Origin of the sequence: Streptomyces sp. NPDC001315, from assembly GCF_042896175.1 — a bacterium.
Classification (GTDB): domain Bacteria; phylum Actinomycetota; class Actinomycetes; order Streptomycetales; family Streptomycetaceae; genus Streptomyces.
The window spans coordinates 69,902-94,036 of sequence record NZ_JBIAWZ010000022.1 but is presented as its reverse complement, the minus strand read 5'-3'; the positions used below and the strand labels follow the sequence as shown (position 1 = coordinate 94,036).

The following is a 24,135-nucleotide window of genomic DNA, read 5'->3' as shown; positions in this document are numbered from 1 at the left end:
TGTGCCTCCCTCGGCCGCCCGGTTGGTCAATTCCGTTCGCCTCGCGGCCCGTTCCGGCCGCATGGGCGGCTGCGTACGGTCCGCAAGCACTCACGATACGTGCCGGAGGCAACCTGCAAAGAGGGGTTGACCGATCTCAGGCCCCAAACCCGGGGGCCGCAGTGGTCACTTCTTCGGTTCGAAGGTCTCCGTCAGCGTCTGCCAGGTGTTCTTGCGCAGTTCGCCGTCCCAGGCCGACGCCTTCGCCGTGTACATGAGCGCGTATCCGAGGTGGTCGTCGATGACGAACCCACGGTCGACGGTCCGGTACTTCGTGCTGCTCTCCACGTAGGTGAACTCCCAGTCGGCGGTGTTCCAGCCTCGGTACTCCACCTTCTTGATGTCGATCTTCTTGTACTGCGAGCGCGTCATGTAGCGCTCCTGGTTCTCCCAGTCCGCCTTCGGGTCGTCCTTCGGTGTGGTCGTCCAGGCGACCAGCAGCTTCTGCCCGTCGGGCCCGGTGAAACGATCCCCCGCGGAGTCCGAGGACTGGAACTTCCATCCCTCGGGCAGCCCTATCGAGTACCCCTGCCCGCCCTTGTGCGTCGACACCACCGCGCTGTCGGTGGCACCGGAGGTGCTGGTGCTCGTGCCGGTGTCGGACGAGCTGCCCGACGTCGAGCCGGCCGTGGAGCCCGACCCCGCGCCCGCCGCCGCGGACTGGGCCGCGTCGTCATCCGCGCGCGTCCCGCCGCTCGTGTCCTCCTTGGTGTCGGCGCTCGCGCTCTCACTGGCCACGGCCTTCGAACCGCCGCCGCCCTTGGAGCCGTCGGCACTGCTGTCGTCCCCGCCGAGCGTGAAGGCCAGCACGATGCCGATCACCGCGAGCACCACCACCACGGCGATGATCACCAAGGTCCGCTTCGGCACCACGTCGGTGAGCGGCGCCCTGGGCACGGGCCGCGGCGGCAGATCCGGCGGCGGCATCACGGGCCACCCCGAACTGCGCCCACCCGCACCCGCGTTACCGCTCCCCTGAGCACCCGGCTCACCAGCACCGGCACCGGCCGCCGTCTTGGCCGCCGCACCTCCGGACACCCGCGCGGAAGCCGATGCCGACGCAGCCGTCGCCTTCGCCCCTGCCGCGCCCTCCGTGGCCGTCCCGCTGTCGGCGGACTTGGTGCGCGTCGCGGCCGCCGAGGTGGCCGCACCGGCCGCGACGGCGGCCTTGCGGACGGACCGCAACGCCCCACGCAGCTTCTCCGCCGCCTCCTCGCCGCGCTTGCTCCCGGCCCCGGCCGAACTCCCCTTGCCCGCAGGCGCGTCCGGCTGGGCCGGCAGCGGCACCACCTTCGTCGCGTCCGCGGGCTCGGGTGCGGAGTCCTTGGGCTCGGGTGCGTGGATCACCTTGTTCAGCATGGTCCGCGCGCCCGCGTCGTCGAGTCGCTGCGCCGGGTCCTTGGTGAGCAGCCCGTAGATGACGTCCCTCAGCGGCCCCGCGTTCTTGGGCTCCTCCAGCGGCTCGGTCATCACGGCCGTGAGCGTCGCTATCGCGGAGCCCTTGTCGTACGGCGGTGCGCCCTCGACCGCCGCGTACAGCAGCCCGCCGAGCGACCACAGGTCGGCGGCGGGACCGGGCTTGTGGCCGCGGGCGCGCTCCGGGGAGATGTAGGAGGGGGCCCCGACGAGCATGCCGGTGGACGTGATGGACGGGTCGCCCTCGACCTGGGCGATGCCGAAGTCGGTGAGCACGACCCGGCCGTCCTCGGCGATCAGCACGTTCGACGGCTTCACGTCACGGTGCAGGATGCCCTCGCGGTGCGCCGAACGCAGCACGTCCAGGATCGCCAGGCCGACCTCCGCCGCGCGCTTCGGCTCCAGCAGGCCGTCCTCGCGGATGGCCTCGGCGAGCGACTTGCCCTCGACGAGCTCCATCACGATCCATGGCCGGTCGTCCTCGTCGACCACGTCGAAGACCGTCACCGCGCTGTTGTTACGGATCCGGGCGATGGCCTTGGCCTCGCGCAGCGTCCGCGTGATCAGCCGGCGCTTCTCCTCGTCGTCGATGCTCGACGGGAACCGCAGCTCCTTGACGGCGACCGTCCGGCCGAGGGTCTCGTCCTCGGCGCGCCACACCGTACCCATGCCGCCGCGGCCGAGCACTCCTCCCAGCCGGTATCGCCCGGCGAGGAGACGTGCGCTCTTGTCCTGACGGGATGTCCCCGCCCGCTCCGCCTCCGACATGCGTCCCCTCATGCAACCCGCCCTGACAGAGCCTCCATTGTCCCTCACCCGACAAGTGCTCGACGCCCAGGGTGCCCCTCACGGCGCCACCGAGTCCGCGGACTCCCGCCAGGGTCCCACGGATCCCGGTCACTGATCCCGGACGCGGTCCCCCGGCCGGGCTCCCGCCTGCCCGGGGGACCCGGTGAAGCCAGCGTTCCCCGGCCCTGCATGATGGGCCGCGACAAGGGAGGACCGCGATGCCGCCGCTACGGACACTACTGGCCGTGCCTGTGTCCCTGGCCCTCCTCTGGCTGGCCCCGGCCGACTCACAGGCGCGCTCCGCCCCGCCCACGGACGCGGTCCTTCCGCTGCTGGTCAGCCGGGGCGCGGCACCCGCCGCGGCCCTGCTGGCCCGCGAGGAGACGGACACCCGCTACGCCCAGGCCGGTCCGGGAATCTCCCGTGCCGACCACTTCCGCGCCGGCAGCATCACGAAGACCTTCGTCGCGACGGTCGTCCTGCAACTGGCCGACGAACACCTGCTGTCCCTGTCCGACACCGTGGAGCAGCATCTGCCCGGCCTGGTGCGCGGAGCGGGCAACGACGGGCGCGCGCTGACCCTTCGTTCCCTGCTCACCCACACCAGCGGCCTGTACGACTTCACCCGGGACACCGGGGGCATCGTCCCCGTCGCTCCTCTTCAGTCCGTCCGAATCGCACTCACCCACTCTCCGGCCGTCCGCGGCCGCTTCGCCTACTCGAACACCAACTACGTCCTGCTCGGTTTGGTCGTCGAGCAGGTCACCGGCCACTCGTACGCCACCGAGGCAGGGCGCCGCATCATCGCTCCGCTGGGTCTGACGGGCACCTCCTTTCCCGGATCCCGCACGTCCCTCCCCTCCCCGCACGGCCGCGCCTACGCCGCCGACGGGTCCGACGTCACCGAACTCGACCCGCGGGTGGCCGGGGCCGCGGGCGAGCTGGTGACCACGCTCGCCGACCTGGACCGCTTCTACGCGGCCCTGCTCGGCGGTGAGTTGCTGCCCTCGCACCGGCTGCGCGAGATGCTCGACACCCGTGCCGCACACGGCTCGTACGGCATGGGGCTGTTCCCCGTGAAGCTGCCCTGCGGGATCACGGTGTGGGGGCACAACGGGCGCATCTCGGGCAGCTACGTGCGCACCGCAGCCACCGTGGACGGCCGTCGCGTCCTCACCTTCCGGGTGAACACGACCGCGATCGCAGACCCCGACCTCGAACCGGCCCTGCTCGCCGCCGAGTTCTGCCCTCGCACCCCGTAGAACGCGCGGGGTTCGAGCGGATATCCCGCTTCACGACACTCGTTCGGGTGATGTCGGCAGATTCCCGGCCGAGGAACCACTACAAGGGCACGACCACAGCGACACCACCTCCCCGACGGCGCGACCAAAGGCCACGACCACCAGGGCACGACCACAGCGGCACAACCACGGCGGCATGGCCGCAGCGCCACAACTACAGCGGCACGATGTCCGGCGCCCCCAGCCGCGCCGCGTCCGCCGTCTGGTCGTCCGGCTGGAGCTGCGACTCCCGCTCCGCCTCCACCCGCTTCTCGTAGTGCTCGACCTCGCGCTCGATCTGACCCTTGTCCCAGCCGAGCACCGGCGCCATCAGCTCCGCGGCCTCGCGGGCGCTGCGCGTGCCCCGGTCGAAGGTCTCGATGGAGATGCGGGTGCGCCGGGTCAGCACGTCGTCCAGGTGGCGGGCGCCCTCGTGCGAGGCCCCGTAGACGATCTCGGCGCGCAAATAGTCGTCGGCCGCCTGCAGAGGCTCGCCCAGCGAGGGATCGGCCACGATGAGGTCGAGCACTTCCTGCGCCGCCGAACCGAAGCGGTTCAGCAGGTGCTCCACGCGCACCACGTGCAGCCCGGTCTGCGCGGCGATCCGCGCCCGCGCGTTCCACAGCGCCCGGTAACCCTCCGCGCCCAGCAGCGGAACGTCCTCGGTGACACACTCGGCGACCCTCATGTCGAGCCCGTGCACGGCCTCGTCGACCGCGTCCTTGGCCATCACCCGGTAGGTGGTGTACTTGCCGCCCGCCACGACCACGAGCCCCGGTACGGGATGCGCCACGGTGTGCTCGCGCGACAGCTTGCTGGTGGCGTCCGACTCGCCCGCCAGCAGCGGGCGCAGTCCCGCGTACACACCCTCGACGTCGTCGCGGGTCAGCGGCACCGAGAGCACCGAGTTCACGTGCTCCAGCAGATAGTCGATGTCGGCGCTGGAGGCGGCCGGGTGGGCCTTGTCGAGGTTCCAATCGGTGTCGGTGGTACCGATGATCCAGTGCCGGCCCCAGGGGATGACGAAGAGGACGGACTTCTCGGTGCGCAGGATCAGGCCGGTCGAGGAGTTGACGCGGTCCTTGGGTACGACCAGGTGTATGCCCTTGGACGCCCGGACGTGGAACCGTCCGCGCTCCCCCACCATGCCCTGCGTGTCGTCGGTCCACACGCCGGTCGCGTTGACGATCTGCTTGGCGCGGACCTCGTACTCCACGCCCCCTTCGACATCCTTGACCCGGGCGCCGACCACGCGTTCGCCCTCGCGCAGAAAGCCCGTCACGCGCGCACGGTTGGCGACATGGGCGCCGTACGAGGCGGCCGTGCGCACCAGCGTGGCCACGTACCGGGCGTCGTCCATCTGGGCGTCGTAGTACTGGAGCGCGCCGACGAGCGCGTCCTTCTTCAGACACGGGGCGACGCGCAGGGCGTGACTGCGGGTCAGGTGGCGGTGCCTGGGCAGGCCGCGGCCGCGGCCTCGGGCCGTCGACATGGCGTCGTAGAGCGCGACGCCCGAACCGGCGTACAGGCGCTCCCAGCCCTGGTGCTGCAACGGATACAGGAACGGCACCGGCTTGACCAGGTGGGGCGCGAGCCGCTCCAGCAGCAGGCCGCGCTCCTTCAGCGCCTCCCGGACCAGCGCGAAGTCGAGCATCTCCAGATAGCGCAGCCCGCCGTGAATGAGCTTGCTGGACCTGCTCGACGTGCCCGACGCCCAGTCACGCGCCTCGACAAGTCCCGTGGACAGGCCGCGCGTCACGGCGTCGAGCGCGGTGCCCGCGCCGACGACACCGCCGCCGACGACCAGCACGTCCAGCTCGCGCTCGGCCATGGATGCCAGTGACTCGACGCGCTGCGCCGGTCCCAGTGTCGCTGTCCTCACCGTTGCCTCCCGCTCATCGGTCGCGCCGGCCGCACCCGTGGGGCGAGGCCCGGTTCATATCCCCCATGCCCCAATCCTGACCGGGATGCCCGACTTCAGCCACCAGTCACCCCCAGCCTGTGGACAACATTCGCGGGACTACCGAACAACACAGCCAGTCAATCCCGCATAACGGTCATATTTACTCCTAGTCTGACATCGCGCTCCGCTCGTCCTGTCCACAGGGCTTGCGCACCTGTCCCGCTTCGGCTACTGGGAAGGACGGCCCACGCCATGCCCGCAGATCTCGCCGTCATCGGACTCGGTCCTCTCGGCCTGCCCCTGGCCCAGGCAGCCGTCGCCGCCGGCGTCGCCACGCTCGGGTACCGGACCGGGCCGGAGGCCGGTTCCCTCAGCCCCGCCGAACTGCGCCGGATGCTCTCGGGGGGCTTCCGGACCGCCACCAACCCGGCCGAGCTGGGCCGCGTCCGCACCGCGGTCATCTGCGCGCCCACCCCACGCGGCGCCGACGGCGGGCTCGACCTGAGCCAGGTGGAGACGGCCACCCGCACCCTGGCCGAACGCCTGCGCCCGCACACCACCGTGATCCTGGAGTCGCCCGTGTACCCCGGGACGACCGAGGAACTCCTGCGCCCGCTGCTCGAGGAGGGCTCGGGGCTGCGGGCCGGCCGCGACTTCCACCTCGCCTACTCACCCGGCCGGGTGGACCCCGGCAACCGCGACTTCACCCCGGCCAACACCCCCAAGGTCATCGGCGGCCTCACACCCGCGTGCACCGAGTCGGCCGCCGCCTTCTACGGCCGGCTCACCGACAAGGTGGTACGCGCGCGTGGACCCCGCGAAGCCGAAACCGTGCAGCTCCTGGAGACCAACTACCGCCACGTCAACATCGCCCTCGTCAACGAGATGGCCGTCCTGTGCCACGACCTGGGCGTCGACCTGTGGGACGTCATCCGCTGCGCGGAGACCAAGCCGTTCGGCTTCCAGGCCTTCCGCCCCGGCCCCGGCGTCGGCGGCCACGCCGTCCCCCAGGACCTGACCGCCCACGCGGGCCGCACCCTGCGGATGGTGGAGCTGGCCCAGCAGGTCAACAACCGGATGCCCCGGTACGTCGTCCAGCGCGCCGGGGCCCTCCTGAACGAGCACGGAAAGTCGGCGCGCGGCGCGCGCGTACTGCTGCTCGGCGTCACCTACAAGGCCGACCTCGCCGACCAGCAGGCCACTCCGGCCCAGGAGATCGCGATCCGTCTGATGGAGCTCGGCGCCTCCATCAGCTACCACGACCCGCACATCCCGTCCTGGAGCGTCCTGGACCGCCCAGTACCCCGCGCGGACTCCCTCTACGAGGCCGCCGCCCACGCCGACCTGACGATCCTCCTCCAGCAGCACCGCACGTACGACCTGCAGGGCCTGTCGGTGAAGGCGCAGCTGCTGCTGGACACGCGTGGCGCGACACCCACGGGTGCGGCGCACCGGTTGTGAACGGGGGCGCACGGGTGCGGGCCGGGCTCCGGGGGGTGGTGGCGTACGGCATTGCCCGCCGGTAACGTACGAAACAGGTGGAGCCACCGCAGGGGCTACTGCGGCAGGCTCCTGATGGTTCACGGGTGTCCGCCCCTACGTCTCATGGGGGCGGCCGCTCACCATCCGAAAAGCTGCAAGATCCACCTCCTCCGGCACTGCACCGTCCGAAGACGGAGTCGGTCCCAGCGGGTGGGCTTGCGGTGGAAAGGGCCAGTCACCTCACCGATGTGAGATGACCGGCCCTTGCCGACGTCCTACGACGTAGGACCTACCGCTTGTGCTGGGAGTCCGCCACCGTCACCTCGACGCGCTGGAACTCCTTCAGCTCGCTGTAGCCGGTGGTGGCCATGGCGCGGCGCAGGGCGCCGAAGAGGTTCATCGAGCCGTCCGGGGTGTGGGACGGGCCGGTGAGGACCTCCTCGAGGGTGCCGACCGTGCCGAGGTCGACCTTCTTGCCGCGCGGCAGTTCCTCGTTGACCGCCTCCATGCCCCAGTGGTGGCCCTTGCCGGGCGCGTCCGTGGCGCGGGCGAGCGGGGAGCCCATCATCACCGAGTCGGCGCCGCAGGCGATCGCCTTGGGCAGGTCGCCGGACCAGCCGACACCGCCGTCCGCGATCACGTGCACATACCGGCCGCCGGACTCGTCCATGTAGTCACGGCGGGCCGCCGCCACGTCGGCGACGGCCGTGGCCATCGGGACCTGGATGCCCAGGACGTTGCGCGTGGTGTGCGCGGCGCCGCCACCGAAGCCGACCAGGACGCCGGCCGCGCCGGTGCGCATCAGGTGCAGGGCCGCCGTGTAGGTGGCACAGCCGCCGACGATCACCGGGACGTCGAGCTCGTAGATGAACTGCTTCAGGTTCAGCGGCTCGTGCGCGCCGGACACGTGCTCCGCCGACACCGTCGTACCGCGGATGACGAAGATGTCGACGCCGGCGTCCACGACCGCCTTGGAGAACTGGGCCGTGCGCTGCGGGGAGAGCGCGGCCGCCGTGACCACGCCGGAGTCGCGCACCTCCTTGAGGCGCTGCCCGATCAGCTCCTCCTTGATGGGCGCCGCGTAGATCTCCTGGAGGCGCCGGGTCGCGGTCTCGTCGTCCAGCTCGGTGATCTCGTCGAGCAGCGGCTGCGGGTCCTCGTACCGCGTCCACAGGCCCTCGAGGTTCAGCACGCCCAGGCCGCCGAGCTCGCCGATACGGATCGCGGTGGCCGGGGAGACGACCGAGTCCATGGGGGCGGCGAGGAAGGGCAGCTCGAAGCGGTAGGCGTCGATCTGCCAGGCGATCGAGACCTCCTTCGGGTCCCGCGTACGGCGGCTGGGGACGACGGCGATGTCGTCGAAGGCGTACGCCCGGCGGCCGCGCTTGCCGCGCCCGATCTCGATCTCAGTCACGTCTGTGGCCTTTCCCTCTGCGTTTCAGCGTCTCCAGTATCGCCGACGGGTACGACAAGGGCGGCCCCGGAACCCTCCGGGACCGCCCTCGGCAGTACATCGGCACACTTCACGCGCGCGTGTGTGTCACTTACGGCTGTAGTTCGGCGCCTCGACCGTCATCTGGATGTCGTGCGGGTGGCTCTCCTTGAGACCCGCGGACGTGATCCGGACGAAGCGGCCCTTGGACTCCATCTCCTCGATGGTGGCCGCTCCCACGTAACCCATGGTCTGGCGCAGACCGCCGACGAGCTGGTGCAGCACGTTGGCCAGCGGGCCGCGGTAGGGCACCTGGCCCTCGATGCCCTCGGGCACGAGCTTGTCGTCGGAGGCGACCTCCGCCTGGAAGTAGCGGTCCTTCGAGTACGACCTGCCCTGGCCCCGGGACTGCATGGCGCCGAGCGAACCCATACCGCGGTACGACTTGAACTGCTTGCCGTTGATGAACTGCAGCTCGCCGGGCGACTCCTCACAGCCCGCGAGGAGGCTGCCCAGCATCACCGTGTCGGCGCCGGCGGCGAGCGCCTTGCCGATGTCACCGGAGTACTGCAGACCGCCGTCGCCGATCAGCGGAACGCCGGCGGGCCGGGCCGCGAGGGAGGCCTCGTAGATGGCGGTGACCTGCGGGACGCCGATGCCGGCGACGACACGCGTGGTACAGATCGAGCCGGGGCCCACACCCACCTTGATGCCGTCGACACCGGCGTCGATCAGCGCCTGGGCGCCGTCACGCGTGGCGACGTTGCCGCCGATCACGTCGACGTGCACGCTCGACTTGATCTTCGCCATCCAGCTGAGGGCGTTGCTGTTGTGACCGTGCGAGGTGTCGACGACCAGGAAGTCCACACCGGCCTCGGCGAGGGCCTGGGCGCGCTCCAGCGCCTCGGGGCTGGCACCCACCGCGGCGCCCACGAGCAGACGGCCCTCGGCGTCCTTCGCGGCGTGGGGGTACTGCTCGGCCTTCACGAAGTCCTTGACCGTGATGAGGCCCTTGAGAACGCCCGCGTCGTCGACCAGGGGAAGCTTCTCGATCTTGTGGCGGCGCAGCAGCTCGATGGCGTCGGCGCCGGAGATGCCGACATGGCCGGTGACCAGCGGCATCGGCGTCATGACTTCGTGCACCCGACGCGAGCGGTCGCTCTCGAAGGCCATGTCGCGGTTGGTGACGATGCCGAGCAGCTTCTTGTCGCCGTCGGTGACCGGGACGCCGCTGATGCGGAACTTGGCGCAGAGTGCGTCGGCCTCGGCCAGCGTCGCCTCCGGGTTCACCGTGATCGGGTCGGTGACCATCCCGGACTCGGACCGCTTCACCAGGTCGACCTGGTTCACCTGGTCTTCGATGGACAGGTTGCGGTGCAGTACACCGACGCCACCCTGGCGGGCCATCGCGATCGCCATGCGCGATTCGGTGACCTTGTCCATGGCGGCGGACAGCAGCGGGATGTTGACCCGGACGTTGCGGGAGATCCGGGACGAGGTGTCGACCGCGTTGGGGAGCACTTCGGATGCACCCGGCAGCAGCAGCACGTCGTCGTAGGTCAGCCCGAGTGTCGCGAATTTACCGGGCACTCCGTCGACGTTTGCAGTCATGACACCTTCCCCAAATGGCCTTGATCGGTGCGGATGTCCATGCTAACGGGAAGCGGGGCTCCCGAATTCCGCGGTCGAGCGTGACTCCGGGCTTCGTATGTTCGTACGGAGACGGCGAGCGCCCTGTTCACCCAAGGAGCTGTCACTGCTCGGCGAGCGCCCGCAACCGGTTCAGCGCTCGGTGTTGGGCCACCCGGACCGCACCGGGTGACATTCCCAACATCTGTCCAGTCTCCTCCGCCGTCAGCCCCACCGCGATACGCAGCAGGAGCAGCTCGCGCTGGTTCTCGGGGAGGCTGGCCAGCAGTTGCTTGGCCCACTCGGCGTCGCTGCTGAGCAGCGCCCGCTCCTCGGGGCCCAGCGAGTCGTCGGGGCGCTCCGGCATCTCGTCGGACGGGACGGCCGTCGAGCCCGGGTGACGCATCGCGGCGCGCTGGAGGTCGGCGACCTTGTGCGCGGCGATGGCGAAGACGAACGCCTCGAAGGGGCGGCCGGTGTCCCGGTAGCGGGGCAGGGCGAGGAGGACGGCCACGCAGACCTCCTGCGCCAGGTCCTCGACGAAGTGGCGGGCGTCGCCGGGCAGCCGGGACAGCCGGGTGCGGCAGTACCGGATCGCCAGGGGGTGAACATGGGCGAGCAGGTCGTGCGTGGCCTGCTCGTCCCCGTCGACGGCGCGGTGGACCAGTGCACCGATCGCCCCTGGCGCAGTGGCCACGTCGTCCTCGCGCATCGGACCATGGTGCCCTGCGGCCGATTGATCCGTGGCACCGCGTCCATCGTTGTGCACCGAAGCGTTATGAGCAGGTGCGCTGGAACTCATCCCGTGCGCCCTCCCCTTCCGCTTGACCGACTCGTCCCCGAGGAACTCCACACCTCAAGGATGCGGCATCCGCGGCGAAACGAGCAGCGGGCACCGGGCGAGCCCGGTCGCCACCCCCGCCCACCATGAGGCGGACGGGGATCACCTGGGACTTCTTACGGGTCTCCCTACGGGTCTTCCTACCCCCGCGACGACACACCCGGCACGCCTAGCGCACCAGGCCCCAGCGGAACCCGAGCGCCACCGCGTGTGCCCGGTCCGAGGCGCCGAGCTTCTTGAAGAGACGTCGGGCGTGGGTCTTGACGGTGTCCTCGGAGAGGAACAGCTCGCGGCCGATCTCGGCGTTGGAGCGGCCGTGGCTCATGCCCTCCAGTACCTGGATCTCACGCGCGGTGAGGGTGGGCGCGGCGCCCATCTCGGCCGAGCGGAGACGGCGCGGGGCGAGGCGCCAGGTCGGGTCGGCGAGGGCCTGCGTGACGGTGGCGCGCAGTTCGGCGCGTGAGGCGTCCTTGTGCAGATAGCCGCGGGCGCCGGCGGCCACCGCGAGGGCGACTCCGTCCAGGTCCTCGGCGACGGTGAGCATGATGATGCGCGCACCTGGGTCGGCGGACAGCAGTCGCCGTACGGTCTCGACGCCGCCCAGGCCGGGCATGCGTACGTCCATCAGAATCAGGTCCGAGCGGTCGGCACCCCAGCGGCGGAGGACTTCCTCGCCGTTGGCCGCCGTCGTCACGCGCTCGACGCCGGGCACGGTCGCGACCGCGCGGCGGAGCGCCTCTCGGGCAAGCGGGGAGTCGTCGCAGACGAGGACGGATGTCATGGCCGCCCTCCGCAGCTGATGCGCGTCACCTTGTGCCTCCAGGCTGGTACGAAATCGTCACCTGTGCGGTCGACCGTCTCGGACGCCTGCCCGAGCGCTTGTGTTCTCAACCGCCTCCGCACTCTCAACGACGGTCACTCGAAAGAGTTACGGGGCCGTGTGCCATCTTCGGCACTCTACGTGAGGGGTCGGACACAGCGCAGACACGCGCGGCAGACCCTCAAGCTTTCATCACAACCCGTGCCCCATTTAGCCCTATTTCTTCCCTTCTGCTGGTGTCTGAGGCTAGATTCGCAATGAGTCATATTTTCATCTCCTTAGATCGTAGATGTACGGTCGTGAGCACCGTATCCGCTCAGAACGGCTGCAAGGGGTCACGTAATGGCAGATTTCTCCCGCCTTCCCGGACCGAACGCGGACCTGTGGGACTGGCAGCTCCTGGCCGCCTGTCGCGGGGTGGACAGCTCTCTGTTCTTCCATCCGGAGGGCGAGCGCGGGGCGGCCCGGAGTGCTCGTGAGAACTCGGCCAAGGAGGTCTGCATGAGGTGCCCGGTCCGCGCACAGTGCGCGGCGCACGCACTGGCGGTGCGTGAGCCGTACGGCGTGTGGGGCGGGTTGACCGAGGACGAGCGCGAGGAACTCATGGGCCGGGCACGCAACCGGCTGGTGTCGGCGTCCGCCACTGGAGGGAACAGCGTTTCGAACACCTGAAGGAACGTTTCTGCAAGCATCTGCAAGCAAAACCGCAGAGCACGGTACGCCTGCCCCTGACCATTCGGGGAGCGTCCGCTAGCGGACTGCAGCCCGCTCCAGTTGCTCCAGCGTCGCCGCCACCGCCGGCACCTGAGCCAGGTCGGGCAGCGTGAGCGCGACGATCTTCCGCCGCACCGGCGGCTCCACCGTCACTGTGCGTACGCCCCTGGGACGTACGGACTCGACGGCGAGCTGGGGCAGGACGGCGACGCCGAGACCGGCGCCCACCAGGCCGACCACCGCCGGGTAGTCGTCGGTGGCGAAATCGATGCGCGGGGAGAAGCCGGCGCTCTCGCACACCTCCACCAGCTGGCCACGACAGCGCGGGCAGCCTGCGATCCATGGTTCCCGGGCGAGTTCGCCGATGGCCACGGACTCCGCGCGCGCGAGCCGGTGACGTTCCGGCACCAGGCCCACCAGCCGGTCGGTCAGCAGGGGCCGTACGACGAGGTCGTCCCACTCCTCCGCGCCCGCCGCGTTCTCGTAGCGGAAGGCGAGCGCGACGTCGCAGTCGCCGCCCCGGAGCTTCTCGACCGACTCGGGCGGCTCGGCCTCCTCCAGGGAGACGCGGGTGCCGGGGTGCGCGGCGCGCAGGGCGGCGAGGGCGGTGGGCACGAGCGTGGAGCTGCCGCTGGGGAAGGAGACCAGCCGGACCCGGCCCGCCCGCAGGCCCGCGATGGCGGCGATCTCCTCCTCGGCCGCGGTGAGTCCGGCGAGGATGCCGGCCGCGTGCCGGACGAGGGCCTCGCCCGCCTGGGTCAGACGCATCTCGCGGCCGCTGCGGATGAGCAGCGGGGTGCCGGCCGACGCCTCCAGTGCCTTCATCTGCTGGCTCACGGCGGGCTGGGTGCAGCCCAGTTCACGCCCCGCCGCCGAGAAGGAGCCGGTGGCGGCGACGGCGCGCAGGACGCGGAGATGACGGGCCTCGATCACCCTTCAAGCATAAGTCGGCCTTGGGTGCGGCGCCCGATATTGCGTCGACGCTTTGGGGGTCGGCCTTTTAGCCTGCGTCCATGAAGCTTCTCTCGGTGAACCTGGGCCGCCCGCGGGCCGTGCCCTACACGGACCAGCCGGAGGGTCTGACCGGCATCGACAAGCAGCCGTCGGACGGGCCGGTGCGGGTGTCCGCGCCCGGGCCCAAGGGGACCGGCGCGAGCGGGCTGGCCGGGGACGCGGTGTGCGACACCCGCCATCACGGCGGCGACGACCAGGCCGTGTACGCGGTCGCGCGCGAGGACCTCGACGACTGGGAGCGCGAGCTGGGCCGGACGCTCGGCAACGGCGCGTTCGGCGAGAACCTCACGACCTCCGGCCTCGACGTGTCCGGCGCGCGGATCGGCGAGCGCTGGCGCATCGGGCGTGAGCTGGTGCTGGAGGTCACCTGTGGGCGGATTCCGTGCCGCACCTTCCAGGACCATCTGGGTGAGCGGGGGTGGGTGAAGCGGTTCACGCGCAAGGGCGCGCCCGGCGCCTACCTCCGGGTGATCGAGCCGGGTGAGATACGGGCGGGCGACCGGGTCGAGATCGTGCACCGGCCTGCCCACGAGGTGACGGTGGCCCTCCAGTTCAGGGCGGTCACGACCGAGCGGGAACTGCTGCCGCGGCTGCTCGCGGCGGGCGAGGCGCTGCATCCGGAGTCGCTGGCGGCGGCACGGAAGTACGCGGAGCAGCACAAGGTCTGAATCTTCGTCAGGCAAGTCCGGCGCACACCGCTGTTCACCAGCGGGAGGCCCTGTGCAGAGAGCGGACGCACACCGTCCGGGTAACTACGCTTGCGCCATGACAACGGCTCTGATTACGGGATCGACCGCGGGCATCGGTGCCGCGTTCGCGCGGCGGCTGGCCGCGGACGGGCACAACCTCGTGCTGGTGGCACGCGACACCAAGCGGCTTCGGGAGCAGGCGACGGAACTGCACGACCGGCACGGCATCGAGGCGGAGGTGCTGACGGCGGACCTCGCGACGGACGACGGCATCGACGCGGTGGCCGACCGGCTCGGCGACCGGAGGAACCCCGTCGACCTGCTGATCAACAACGCCGGTTTCGGCAACAAGGGCCGCTTCCTCGACGTGTCGATGGCCGACGAGCTGAAGATGCTCAAGGTGCACTGCGAGGCGGTGCTGCGGCTGACGGCGGCGGCGACCGGGGGAATGCGGGAGCGCGGTCGCGGCGGAGTCGTCAACGTCGCCTCGGTCGCCGCCTTCGTCCCCCGGGGTACGTACGGTGCGTCCAAGGCGTGGGTCGTGCAGTTCACGCAGGGAGCCGCGCGGGATCTGGCGGGCAGCGGCGTGCGGCTGATGGCGCTGTGCCCCGGCTTCGTGCGGACCGAGTTCCATGAGCGGGCCGGGATGGGCACGGACAACATTCCGGGCTGGATGTGGCTGGATGCCGACAAGCTGGTCGCGGCGGCGCTGAACGATCTGGCGCGCGGGAAGTCGTTGTCCGTTCCGGACCCGCGCTACAAGGCACTGATGGGGCTGGTGAAGGTGACACCGCGGGGGCTGCTGGGCGGGGTCACCTCGAAGACGGGGCGCAAGTACGGGCCGCAGTGACCCTCGGGCGAGGCTCGGTACGAAGGGGGTGACGTCGCCACTCCGGTGGGAGAATGGGCGTGAGGGACCGGACCCAGGGGGGCCGGAGGCGGCGTCATGACGTTCGTACAGCTCATCGAGTGCAGGACGAGTCGGTTCGACGAGATGAACCGGCTCATGGACACGTGGGTCGAACAGACCAAGGGGAAGCGGACCGCGACGCACGACCTGCTCGGCAGGGACAGGTCCGACGCGTCGCACATCATCGAGATCGTGGAGTTCCCGTCGTACGAGGACGCGATGCGGAACTCGAATCTCCCCGAAACCGACAAGATCTTCCAGGAGATGGTCGCCCTCTGCGACGAGATGCCGACGTTCACGGACCTCGAAGTGGTGCGGGACGAGCAGTTGTACGCGGGCAACGCGCGCAGGTTCTTCGAGCAGGTGGCCGCCAGGGGTGAACTTCCGCCGCTGAACGACGTGCTGGCGGAGAACTACCACGACCACGATCCCGCCAACGATCAGGACACGCTCGGGCTGGACAACATGCGGCGCGAGATCGAGATGTGGCGGGGCGCGTTCGACTTCGCGTTCACCGTGGAGGACCAGATCGCCCAGGGCGACCGGGTGTCCACGCGCTGGACCTGGCAGGGCACGCACCGCGGCGACTTCCTGGGGATTCCGGCCACCGGGAAGCAGGTGTCGATGACCGGCACGACCGTCTTCCGGTGCGGTGAGGACGCGAAGATCGTCGAGGGGTGGTGGCAGTACGACAGGCTGGGGCTGATGGCGCAGCTCGGGGTGCTGGACTCGCTGGAGCTCTGACAGCGCGCCAAGGAGCGACAAGCCGCCCGCGAGGGGGAGAAGCCCCCGTTCCGTATTCGGAACGGGGGCTTCTTCCGGTGGTGCGGTGGCGCGTGCCTCAGTGGGAGTGGCCGTGACCGTGGCCCGCGGCGGCCGGCTCTTCCTCTTCCTTCTTCTCGACGACCAGGGTCTCGGTCGTGAGGAGGAGGGAGGCGATGGAGGCGGCGTTCTCCAGGGCGGAGCGGGTGACCTTCACCGGGTCGATGACGCCGGCCTTGACCAGGTCGCCGTACTCGCCGGTGGCGGCGTTGAAGCCCTGGCCCTTGTCGAGCTCGGCGACCTTGGAGGTGATGACGTAGCCCTCGAGGCCGGCGTTCTCGGCGATCCAGCGCAGCGGCTCGACGACCGCGCGGCGGACCACGGCGACACCGGTGGCCTCGTCGCCGGTCTTGTCGAGGTTGCCCTCGAGGACCTTGGCGGCGTGCACCAGCGCGGAGCCACCACCGGAGACGATGCCCTCCTCGACCGCGGCGCGGGTCGCGGAGATGGCGTCCTCCAGACGGTGCTTCTTCTCCTTCAGCTCCACCTCGGTGGCGGCGCCGACCTTGATCACGCACACGCCGCCGGCCAGCTTGGCGAGGCGCTCCTGGAGCTTCTCGCGGTCCCAGTCGGAGTCGGTGTTCTCGATCTCGGCCTTGATCTGGGCGACGCGGCCGACGACGTCCTCGGCGTTGCCGGCACCGTCGACGACCGTGGTGTCGTCCTTGGTGACGGTGACGCGGCGGGCGGAGCCCAGCACGTCCAGACCGACCTGGTCGAGCTTGAGGCCGACCTCCTCGGAGATGACCGTGGCACCGGTGAGGATCGCCAGGTCCTGCAGCATCGCCTTGCGGCGGTCACCGAAGCCGGGGGCCTTGACCGCGACCGCGTTGAAGGTGCCGCGGATCTTGTTGACGACCAGGGTCGACAGGGCCTCGCCCTCGACGTCCTCGGCGATGATCAGCAGCGGCTTCGAGGAGTTGGTCTGGATGACCTTCTCCAGCAGCGGCAGCAGGTCCTGGATGGAGGAGACCTTGCCCTGGTTGATCAGGATGTACGGCTCGTCGAGGACGGCCTCCATGCGCTCCTGGTCCGTCACGAAGTACGGCGACAGGTAGCCCTTGTCGAAGGCCATGCCCTCGGTGAAGTCCAGCTCCAGACCGAAGGTGTTGGACTCCTCGACGGTGATGACACCGTCCTTGCCGACCTTGTCCATCGCCTCGGCGATGAGCTCGCCGACCTGCTGGTCCTGGGCGGACAGCGCGGCGACCGCGGCGATGTCGGACTTCTCGTCGATCGGACGGGCCGAGGCGAGGAGGTCCTCGGAGACGGCCTTGACCGCGGCGTCGATGCCCTTCTTCAGGGCGGCCGGGGAGGCACCGGCGGCGACGTTCTTCAGGCCCTCGCGCACCAGCGCCTGGGCGAGCACGGTGGCGGTGGTGGTGCCGTCACCAGCGACGTCGTTGGTCTTGGTCGCCACCTCCTTCACCAGCTGGGCGCCGAGGTTCTCGTACGGGTCGTCGATCTCGACCTCGCGGGCGATGGTGACACCGTCGTTGGTGATGGTCGGGGCGCCGAACTTCTTGTCGATGACGACGTTGCGGCCCTTGGGGCCGATCGTCACCTTCACCGTGTCGGCAAGCTTGTTGACGCCGCGCTCGAGGGCGCGACGGGCGTCCTCGTCGAACTTCAGAATCTTCGCCATGGGAGCGTTTCAGCCCTCTCGGAACTCGTATGAAAGAACTGCGCCCCTCGCCGCCCGGCGTCAGCGGGGTGGCCAGGGGCGCAGCTCACAAAGCAAATCTTCGGGTGAACTACTTCTCGATGATCGCGAGCACGTCGCGAGCCGAGAGGACGAGGTACTCCTCGCCGTTGTACTTCACCTCGGTGCCGCCGTACTTGCTGTACAGCACGATGTCGCCGGTCTTGACGTCGAGCGGCAGGCGCTCGCCGTTCTCGAAGCGGCCCGGGCCCACGGCGAGGACGACGCCCTCCTGGGGCTTCTCCTTCGCGGTGTCCGGGATGACCAGGCCAGAGGCCGTGGTCTGCTCGGCGTCGAGCGGCTGGACCACGATGCGGTCCTCGAGCGGCTTGATGGCAACCTTGGAGCTGGCGGTCGTCACGATCCGACCTCCCCCTTCGGAGATCTCACGGGGTTAACTGTCTGAGGTGGCGACCAGGTCGATCCGTCGTCGCGGGTGCCGGACCTGCCCGTCGCGTGTTGGCACTCTCCAGGGGGGAGTGCCAGGGCCGAGACTATGACCGCGATTAGCACTCGGTCAAGCGGAGTGCCAATTGCGCTGCGGCGCGGCGCGGGAATCCGGGTGCGCCCTGGTCGGACTGACCGCCGGTCAACCGAGTCGGGCGGGGGGCCGCTCGGGCTACAGGTAGTCCTCCAGACGTCCCACCGTCAGGCCCTGCCGCTGGATCCGGCGCAGCAGGCGGGTCGTGCGCTGCCTGAGCGTCGGGGTCGTCGTCTCGTCCGGGCCGACGGCCACGATGTCGCCGGGGAGGAGCTGGTGGGAGCCCTTGGCGTAGGTCAGGTCGTCCGCTCCCATCGACACCCGCCACAGCACCACCGCGGAGACACCGCAGTCGGCGGCGGCACGCAGCGTGGCGGCGTCGTACGTGCCGTAGGGCGGCCGGAGCAGGCGCGGGCGCACGCCGAAACGGGCCCGGAGCTTGTCCTGCTGGCCGCAGATCTCCGCGCGCTGACCGGCGTAGGGCAGACCGCGCAGGGAGGGATGGTCGAGGGTGTGGTTCTGGAGGCTCGCGCCGACCGACCGCAGCCGGGCGAAGTGGCCGTACGCCGGTCCGACGACGCTGTCCGTGAGGAACATGCTGACCGGAAGCCGTAGTTCACGGACCATGTCGACGAACCGCGGATCGCGTTCGGCGCCGTCGTCGTAGGTGAGGAAGACGACCTTGTCGCGGGTCGGGACGTGGTCGACCACGAGCGGGAGGCCGCGACCGGCGGGACGTGCGGGATCGGCCGGACCGGCGGGACCAGCGGGATCGGCCGGACCGGCGCGATCGGTGAGCGGCCGGACCGCCGGCTCGGGGGCCGGGGTCAGTGGAGCCGTGAGGCCCCAGTGGCGGTACGCCTGCTGCCCGGCAGGGCTGTGCGGCCGTACCCGCTGGGCCGCCTTCTTGCCCAGCCGCTCGATCGGGTCGACGGACTGGGCGCAGCCGGTCAGCAGTACGGCCGACGCCAGCACTCCCGCGGTCAGCGCCCTCAGCCTCACAGGTAGTCCTCCAGGCGGGCCACCGCGTACCCCTCGTCGGTGACCTTCTTCAGGAACCGGCGGATCATGTCGGGCATCGTGCCCGCCCAGTCGGTCGGGCCCCGGAAATGGGTGAGGACGATGTCTCCGGGGTGCAGGCCCTGGTCCCACTCGCGGTACTCCCAGTGGTCGACGAAGACCTCCTCGTCCCAGATCGGGGCGTACTTGATACCGCAGGCCTTCGCGGCGCGCAGGGTGTCCTGGTTGTAGTTGCCGTAGGGCGGGCGGAAGACGGTCGGGCGCTTGCCGTAGTGGCTCTCGATCACGTCCTGCATGCCGCAGATCTCGTGTTTCTGCTCCTCGTACGACAGGCCGGGCAGGTACGGGTGGTGGAGGGTGTGGTTGTTCAGGACCACTCCCCTGCCCTGCATCTTCTTGAAGTAGCCGTAGTCGTCCTTGATCAGGTAGCCGCTGAGGAAGGCGGTGTACGGGATCTTCAGGTCGCTCATCATGCGCAGGAACGCCGGGTCCTTCTCGGAGCCGTCGTCGATGGTGAGGAAGACGACCTTCTGCTCGGTGGGGATCGTGGTGAAGACCGGGGGCAGGTTCAGCTCCTCCTGGCCATGGACCTCGAACCCGTCGCGTGCGGTGATCTCCGGCTTCCTCGCCGGGGGCCGCGGGGGTGTCAGCGGGACCTTCTCCAGGCCCCAGCGCCTGGCTGCGGCGGCCCGGGCCGCGTACTCGGCGCGCAGCTTGCCGGCATAGGAGTCGAGGGCGCGGGCCGGGGGTGCGTGGAGGGGATTCGGCTGTCCGGGGGCCGGACGGACCGCCGTCCCGTCGCCACCCTGCGCACAGCCCGAAGCGATGGCGGCGACGGCGAGCGCGGCGATGACGCAACGGACCCGAGAGACCCGAAACGCGCCATTTTTGTCATCTTGTACGACTACTCGCATGCTGCCGGATCCTCCCAGCCCACGCCGCCGCACCCGGCCCGACACCGCCACCGGAGGCGCACCATCCACCGACTGGCCCACAATGAGCCGGTGAACGACCTGGACGCCCTCCTCACGCCCGAAGGTCGCGCCCTCCTCGACGAGGTACGCGACACCGCCCCGGCCGACGAGCTCGCCGTCGCCACCCGGCTGCGCCGCGAGCACCCCGCCGAACTGGTGTCGGCGGCGATCGGCCAGGCGCGGCTGCGGCAGCGGGCGGCGGCGAAGTTCGCGGCCGAGGACGCGCAGCGGATGTTCTTCACGCCCAACGGGGTGGAGCAGTCCACCCGGGCGACGGTGGCCACGTATCGCGCCCGAAGGCTCAAGGAACTCGGCGTGGCCTCGGTCGCCGACCTGTGCTGCGGCATCGGCGGCGACGCGATCGCGCTCGCCCGCGTCGGCATCCGGGTCCTCGCCGTGGACCGCGACCCGCTGACGGCGGCCGTGGCGCGGGCGAACGCCGACGCGCTGGGGCTCGCCGATCTGATCGAGGTGCGGGAGGCGGATGTCACGGAGGTGGACGCGACGCCGTACGACGCCGTCTTCGTGGACCCGGCGCGCCGGGGCGGTCGCGGTCGTATCTTCGATCCGGAGGCGTACTCGCCGCCGCTGTCCTGGGCGGTGGACACGGCCCTGAAGTCCCCGCACGCCGCCCTGAAGGTCGCGCCCGGCATTCCGCACGAGGCGGTCCCCGCCGAGGCCGAGGCCGAGTGGATCTCGGACGGCGGAGACGTGAAGGAGGCGGTGCTGTGGTTCGGCACGGCCCCGGGCGCGGTGCGCGCCACCCTGCTGCCCGGCCCGCGCACCCTGCTCTCCCGCGGTCTGCCGAACCCCGAAGTGCGTTCCGTCGGCCGCTACTTGTACGAACCCGACGGCGCCGTCATCCGCGCCCACCTGGTCGCCGAGGTCGCCGAGGAGGTCGGCGGCGGACTCGTCGACGAGACCATCGCGTACGTCACGGCGGACGAAGCGCGCCCGACGGCGTACGCCTCGGCGTACGAGATCACCGACCAACTCCACTTCAGCGTCAAGAAGTTGAAGGCGCTGCTGCGAGAGCGGGAGGTCGGGGTGCTGACCGTCAAGAAGCGCGGGTCGGCGGTGGAGCCGGAGGAGCTGCGCCGCAAGGTCAAGCCGCACGGGCCCCACTCGGCGACGGTGTTCCTCACCCGGGTCGCGGGGGCACCGACGATGCTGATCGGCCACCCGGCGCAGGACACCTAGGACACCTCTGCCGCCCGCCGCAGCAGCAACTCCCGCTCCCGTTCGTTGCGTGCCAGCGCCGCCGCCCGTTCGAACTCCGCCCGCGCCTCCGCCGCACGGCCCAACCGTGCGAGCAGATCGCCCCGCACGCTGGGCAGCAAGTGGTAGTCCCGTAGCGCGGGTTCGGCGGCGAGGGTGTCGACGATCTCCAGGGCCGCGTCCGGCCCCTCCGCCATCGACACGGCCACCGCCCGGTTGAGTTCGACGACCGGGGAGGGGGCGCGGGCCGCGAGGAGGCCGTAGAGCGTGGCGATGGCCGGCCAGTCGGTTTCGTCGTAGGTGTACGCGTGTGCGTGGCAGGCGGCGATCGTGGCCTGGAGGACGTACGGGCCGGGGGTGGTGGTGTCCGCGCGGGCGAGGGCGTTGATGCCGCGGGCGATGAGCATGCGGTTCCAGCGGCGGCGGTTCTGGTCGCGGAGGAGGATCGGCTCGCCTTCGGGGCCGGTGCGGGCGGCCGTGCGGGAGGCCTGGAACTCCAGCAGCGACACCAGGCCGTGCACCTCCGGCTCCTTGGGCATCAGCGCCGCCAGCTGCCGGGCGAGCCGCAGGGCGTCCTCGCACAGTGCCGGGCGCAGCCAGTCGTCGCCGACCGTGGCCGCGTACCCCTCGTTGAAGATCAGGTAGATGACGTCGAGGACCGAGGCGAGGCGGGTTTCGCGGTCTTGGCCGTACGGCACCTCGAAGGCCACGTTCTTCGTGGCCAGCGTGCGTTTCGCGCGGACGATGCGCTGGGCGATCGTCGGCTCCGGGGTGAGGAAGGCACGGGCGATCTCGGGCGTGGTCAGGCCGCCGAGCAGACGCAGGGTGAGGGCGATGCGGGCCTCGGCGGACAGCACCGGGTGGCAGGCGGTGAAGACGAGGCGGAGCAGGTCGTCGTCGATGTCGTCCGGGTCGGCGGGCTCCTCCGGCGGGACCGTGGTCTCCAGGTCGCGGCCGATCTCCGCGAGCTTGCGGGCGTAGTTCTCCCGGCGGCGGACCAGGTCGACGGCGCGACGGCGGGCGGTGGTGACGAGCCAGGCGCCCGGATTGTCGGGGACCCCGTCCCGCGGCCACTGCTCCAGGGCCGCGACCAGCGCGTCCTGCGCCAGCTCCTCCGCGATGCCGACGTCGCGGACGACACGGGCGACGGCTGCGATGACGCGGGGGGACTCCAGGCGGAAGACGGTTTCGATGGCGCCGCGCGGGTCGGCGGGGGGCTGCGGGCTCACAGCCCCCCATCGAACACCCCGGACCGCGTTCCGGCCAAGGAGCCGCTCAGCCCTCGGCGATCTCCCGTACCTCGCAGGTCACCGTCCAGTGGTCCTCGTGGACCTTCAGGAACCGCTTGGTCCACTCGATGGCCTCGGCCAGGTCCTTGCACTGCATGACGGCGTAGCCGCCGACGACCTCCTTGGCCTCGGTGAACGGCCCGTCGGTGACGGAGATCTTTCCGCCCTCCCAGTGCACCCGGGTGCCCTGCGCGGAGGGGGTCAGCCCGGCGGTGTCGAGCATGACGCCGGCCTTGGTGATCTCCTCGATCAGCTCCCCCATCCGCTGCATCAGCTCGGGGCTGGGGCCCTCGGCGGGCGCGGTGGACTCGTCGATCTGCACGAGCGACAGATAGCGCGGCATGGTGACTCCTTACGGCGGTGAGCGACCCGTACGGTGACGAGTCTCCCGGGCGGGGCCTCTCCCCGCCTCTCACCTGTGCGTCGAACGGGAGACGGGCGGATCGACACGACCGCCGGAATTCTTCGAAGAATTTTCCTGAGCCGAGTTCTCCCGGGCCCGGGCCCAGGCGCGGGCGTGGGCGGTCAGCGCAGCGACGCCCACAGCTTGCTCGCCGCCGGTTCCTGAGCCACCACCCGGTTGGGGTCCGACGGGGCGGTCACCACCGGCATCATCACCGTCTTGACGCTGTCGGCCGACAGGGCCTTCAGGCTCGCGCCCAGGTTCCTCAGCTCGCCCAGCGAGTCGAGGCCGGTGTCGGTGGTGAGGCTGCCGGTGACGGCGTCGGCGACCTCGTAGAGCTTGGCGGGGTCGGTCAGCAGGTCGGTCGAGGCGATCTGTTCGAGCAGGGCCTTCACCAGCTTCTGCTGGAGGCCTATGCGGCCGAGGTCGCTGCCGTCGCCTATGCCGTGCCGGGTGCGGGCCAGGGCGAGGGCCTGCTTGCCGTTCAGGTGGTGGGTGCCCGCCTTCAGGTGCAGGTGGCTGTGGTCGTCGTCGATGTCCTCGTCCGTGGTGAGGGTGACTCCGCCGAGCGCGTTCACGAGCTTCGCGAAACCCGAGAAGTCGATCTCGATGTAGTGGTCCATCCGGACGCCCGTGATCGACTCGACGGTCTTCACCGCGCAGACCGGACCGCCCACCGAGTAGGCGCTGTTGAACATCGCGCCGTACGCCACCGCCGTCGACCCCCCGGACGACAACGGGCAGGACGGACGCGTGACGAGTGTGTCGCGCGGGATGCTGACCACGGTGGCCGTCGTGCGGCCCGCGTCGATGTGCACGACCATCGCCGTGTCGGAGCGGGCGCCGGAACTGCTGCCGCCGCCGAGCTCCTGGTTCTCCTCGCCACTGCGCGAGTCGGAGCCCAGGACCAGGATGTTCAGGGCCTCGGTCGGCAGTGGGGAGGCGGCGGCCGACGGGGACGCCGATCCGGTGGGCGTCGGTGTGGTCACCGACTTGGCCGGGCGGTCGTCGCCGAGCGCGCTGTTGATGTCGACGCTCTTGATGTTGCTGCTCAGATGCCAGTAGGCCCAGCCCGCCGTCGCGGCGCCCAGCACCAGGGCGCCCGCGAGGGTGAGGCCGGCGGCCTTGAGAATGGTCGACCGCCGGCCTCCGCGTCTGCCCGCGTCCCCGTTCTGGTCCTTGTCGTCTCCGGTCACGGAGAGGAACATAAGTCCGAATTATTACGGCGGTGATGCTCACGATGCCATTCTTCGGAAAATCTCATATTT

Annotated in this window: 21 protein-coding genes; 7 read left to right on the top strand and 14 right to left on the bottom strand. The window is 70.5% G+C overall.

The genetic code is table 11. The features are described 5' to 3' along the window. Positions 1-165: 165 nt before the first annotated feature. Entirely contained in the window at positions 166-2,223 is a 2,058-nt protein-coding gene (locus ACFY16_RS36170) for a serine/threonine-protein kinase (RefSeq protein ID WP_390651454.1), read from the bottom strand. A 239-nt stretch (positions 2,224-2,462) separates the two neighbouring features. On the opposite strand from ACFY16_RS36170, the gene ACFY16_RS36165 reads away from it, so the two are divergent. Continuing rightward, entirely contained in the window at positions 2,463-3,506 is a 1,044-nt protein-coding gene (locus ACFY16_RS36165; RefSeq protein WP_390651453.1) for a serine hydrolase domain-containing protein, read from the top strand. 193 nt (positions 3,507-3,699) lie between these two features. On the opposite strand, the gene ACFY16_RS36160 is transcribed toward ACFY16_RS36165, so the two are convergent. Further along, a complete protein-coding gene (locus ACFY16_RS36160; RefSeq protein ID WP_390651452.1) occupies positions 3,700-5,406 on the bottom strand; it encodes a glycerol-3-phosphate dehydrogenase/oxidase in 1,707 nt (568 codons plus the stop codon). A 273-nt stretch (positions 5,407-5,679) separates the two neighbouring features. Between ACFY16_RS36160 and ACFY16_RS36155 the strand changes: the two genes are divergently transcribed. Next, entirely contained in the window at positions 5,680-6,888 is a 1,209-nt protein-coding gene (locus ACFY16_RS36155; protein WP_390651451.1) for a nucleotide sugar dehydrogenase, read from the top strand. Between the two features lie 310 nt (positions 6,889-7,198). On the opposite strand, the gene ACFY16_RS36150 is transcribed toward ACFY16_RS36155, so the two are convergent. From ACFY16_RS36150 to ACFY16_RS36135, 4 genes are all read right to left on the bottom strand, one after another. Beyond that, on the bottom strand, positions 7,199-8,323 hold the full coding sequence (locus ACFY16_RS36150; protein ID WP_390651450.1) for a GuaB3 family IMP dehydrogenase-related protein: 1,125 nt from the start codon (positions 8,321-8,323) through the stop codon (positions 7,199-7,201). Positions 8,324-8,449: 126 nt separating this feature from the next. After that, positions 8,450-9,952: an IMP dehydrogenase gene (gene guaB / locus ACFY16_RS36145; protein WP_390651449.1), complete on the bottom strand. Its 1,503-nt coding sequence runs from the start codon at positions 9,950-9,952 to the stop codon at positions 8,450-8,452. Positions 9,953-10,094: 142 nt separating this feature from the next. Further along, entirely contained in the window at positions 10,095-10,682 is a 588-nt protein-coding gene (locus ACFY16_RS36140) for a sigma-70 family RNA polymerase sigma factor (RefSeq protein WP_390651448.1), read from the bottom strand. 298 nt (positions 10,683-10,980) lie between these two features. Beyond that, complete coding sequence (locus ACFY16_RS36135) at positions 10,981-11,592, bottom strand: response regulator transcription factor (RefSeq protein ID WP_003948568.1); 612 nt, start codon at positions 11,590-11,592, stop codon at positions 10,981-10,983. Positions 11,593-11,973: 381 nt separating this feature from the next. Here ACFY16_RS36135 and ACFY16_RS36130 point away from each other — a divergent pair, with 381 nt between their 5' ends. Next, positions 11,974-12,303 carry a WhiB family transcriptional regulator gene (locus ACFY16_RS36130; protein WP_390651447.1) on the top strand — a complete coding sequence of 110 codons (330 nt, stop codon included), beginning with the start codon at positions 11,974-11,976 and terminating at the stop codon, positions 12,301-12,303. Positions 12,304-12,381: 78 nt separating this feature from the next. Here ACFY16_RS36130 and ACFY16_RS36125 read toward each other — a convergent pair whose 3' ends face one another. Then, entirely contained in the window at positions 12,382-13,278 is an 897-nt protein-coding gene (locus tag ACFY16_RS36125; RefSeq protein WP_390651446.1) for a LysR family transcriptional regulator, read from the bottom strand. 80 nt (positions 13,279-13,358) lie between these two features. Here ACFY16_RS36125 and ACFY16_RS36120 point away from each other — a divergent pair, with 80 nt between their 5' ends. The 3 genes from ACFY16_RS36120 to ACFY16_RS36110 all read left to right on the top strand — a co-directional run bounded on the left by ACFY16_RS36120 (position 13,359) and on the right by ACFY16_RS36110 (position 15,702). Next, on the top strand, positions 13,359-14,027 hold the full coding sequence (locus ACFY16_RS36120) for an MOSC domain-containing protein (protein WP_390651445.1): 669 nt from the start codon (positions 13,359-13,361) through the stop codon (positions 14,025-14,027). A 97-nt stretch (positions 14,028-14,124) separates the two neighbouring features. Beyond that, positions 14,125-14,898 (top strand): SDR family NAD(P)-dependent oxidoreductase, encoded by a 774-nt coding sequence (locus ACFY16_RS36115; RefSeq protein ID WP_390651444.1) that lies wholly within the window; start codon positions 14,125-14,127, stop codon positions 14,896-14,898. A gap of 96 nt (positions 14,899-14,994) precedes the next feature. Next, positions 14,995-15,702, top strand: coding sequence for an ester cyclase (locus tag ACFY16_RS36110; protein ID WP_390651443.1), 708 nt, complete (start codon positions 14,995-14,997; stop codon positions 15,700-15,702). A 97-nt stretch (positions 15,703-15,799) separates the two neighbouring features. On the opposite strand, the gene groL is transcribed toward ACFY16_RS36110, so the two are convergent. The 4 genes from groL to ACFY16_RS36090 all read right to left on the bottom strand — a co-directional run bounded on the left by groL (position 15,800) and on the right by ACFY16_RS36090 (position 19,897). Then, positions 15,800-17,425, bottom strand: coding sequence for a chaperonin GroEL (gene groL / locus ACFY16_RS36105; RefSeq protein ID WP_390651442.1), 1,626 nt, complete (start codon positions 17,423-17,425; stop codon positions 15,800-15,802). A 109-nt stretch (positions 17,426-17,534) separates the two neighbouring features. Beyond that, complete coding sequence (groES, locus tag ACFY16_RS36100) at positions 17,535-17,843, bottom strand: co-chaperone GroES (RefSeq protein WP_055493212.1); 309 nt, start codon at positions 17,841-17,843, stop codon at positions 17,535-17,537. 258 nt (positions 17,844-18,101) lie between these two features. Then, positions 18,102-18,965: a polysaccharide deacetylase family protein gene (locus ACFY16_RS36095; RefSeq protein ID WP_390651441.1), complete on the bottom strand. Its 864-nt coding sequence runs from the start codon at positions 18,963-18,965 to the stop codon at positions 18,102-18,104. Further along, complete coding sequence (locus tag ACFY16_RS36090) at positions 18,962-19,897, bottom strand: polysaccharide deacetylase family protein (RefSeq protein WP_390651440.1); 936 nt, start codon at positions 19,895-19,897, stop codon at positions 18,962-18,964. Before ACFY16_RS36090 ends, ACFY16_RS36095 begins: the two co-directional genes overlap by 4 nt. 90 nt (positions 19,898-19,987) lie before the next feature. Between ACFY16_RS36090 and ACFY16_RS36085 the strand changes: the two genes are divergently transcribed. Continuing rightward, entirely contained in the window at positions 19,988-21,157 is a 1,170-nt protein-coding gene (locus ACFY16_RS36085; protein WP_390651439.1) for a methyltransferase domain-containing protein, read from the top strand. Here ACFY16_RS36085 and ACFY16_RS36080 read toward each other — a convergent pair. The 3 genes from ACFY16_RS36080 to ACFY16_RS36070 form a co-directional block, all read right to left on the bottom strand. Continuing rightward, positions 21,154-22,404, bottom strand: a complete 1,251-nt coding sequence (locus ACFY16_RS36080; protein ID WP_390651438.1) for an RNA polymerase sigma factor — start codon at positions 22,402-22,404, stop codon at positions 21,154-21,156. The genes ACFY16_RS36085 and ACFY16_RS36080 overlap by 4 nt on opposite strands. 46 nt (positions 22,405-22,450) lie before the next feature. After that, positions 22,451-22,807, bottom strand: a complete 357-nt coding sequence (locus ACFY16_RS36075) for a YciI family protein (RefSeq protein WP_390651437.1) — start codon at positions 22,805-22,807, stop codon at positions 22,451-22,453. 182 nt (positions 22,808-22,989) lie between these two features. Then, entirely contained in the window at positions 22,990-24,075 is a 1,086-nt protein-coding gene (locus ACFY16_RS36070; RefSeq protein ID WP_390651436.1) for an LCP family protein, read from the bottom strand. Between the last annotated feature and the right edge of the window lie 60 nt (positions 24,076-24,135).

What these genes read in the sequence shown, in the direction of transcription:
- ACFY16_RS36170 (WP_390651454.1), bottom strand. Translation starts at nt 2,223, where the DNA reads ATGTCGGAGGCGGAGCGGGCGGGGACATCCCGTCAGGACAAGAGCGCA.
- ACFY16_RS36165 (WP_390651453.1), top strand. Translation starts at nt 2,463, where the DNA reads ATGCCGCCGCTACGGACACTACTGGCCGTGCCTGTGTCCCTGGCCCTC.
- ACFY16_RS36155 (WP_390651451.1), top strand. Translation starts at nt 5,680, where the DNA reads ATGCCCGCAGATCTCGCCGTCATCGGACTCGGTCCTCTCGGCCTGCCC.
- guaB (WP_390651449.1), bottom strand. Translation starts at nt 9,952, where the DNA reads ATGACTGCAAACGTCGACGGAGTGCCCGGTAAATTCGCGACACTCGGG.
- ACFY16_RS36140 (WP_390651448.1), bottom strand. Translation starts at nt 10,682, where the DNA reads ATGCGCGAGGACGACGTGGCCACTGCGCCAGGGGCGATCGGTGCACTG.
- ACFY16_RS36135 (WP_003948568.1), bottom strand. Translation starts at nt 11,592, where the DNA reads ATGACATCCGTCCTCGTCTGCGACGACTCCCCGCTTGCCCGAGAGGCG.
- ACFY16_RS36130 (WP_390651447.1), top strand. Translation starts at nt 11,974, where the DNA reads ATGGCAGATTTCTCCCGCCTTCCCGGACCGAACGCGGACCTGTGGGAC.
- ACFY16_RS36120 (WP_390651445.1), top strand. Translation starts at nt 13,359, where the DNA reads ATGAAGCTTCTCTCGGTGAACCTGGGCCGCCCGCGGGCCGTGCCCTAC.
- ACFY16_RS36115 (WP_390651444.1), top strand. Translation starts at nt 14,125, where the DNA reads ATGACAACGGCTCTGATTACGGGATCGACCGCGGGCATCGGTGCCGCG.
- ACFY16_RS36110 (WP_390651443.1), top strand. Translation starts at nt 14,995, where the DNA reads ATGACGTTCGTACAGCTCATCGAGTGCAGGACGAGTCGGTTCGACGAG.
- groL (WP_390651442.1), bottom strand. Translation starts at nt 17,425, where the DNA reads ATGGCGAAGATTCTGAAGTTCGACGAGGACGCCCGTCGCGCCCTCGAG.
- ACFY16_RS36090 (WP_390651440.1), bottom strand. Translation starts at nt 19,897, where the DNA reads ATGCGAGTAGTCGTACAAGATGACAAAAATGGCGCGTTTCGGGTCTCT.
- ACFY16_RS36075 (WP_390651437.1), bottom strand. Translation starts at nt 22,807, where the DNA reads ATGCCGCGCTATCTGTCGCTCGTGCAGATCGACGAGTCCACCGCGCCC.
- ACFY16_RS36070 (WP_390651436.1), bottom strand. Translation starts at nt 24,075, where the DNA reads ATGTTCCTCTCCGTGACCGGAGACGACAAGGACCAGAACGGGGACGCG.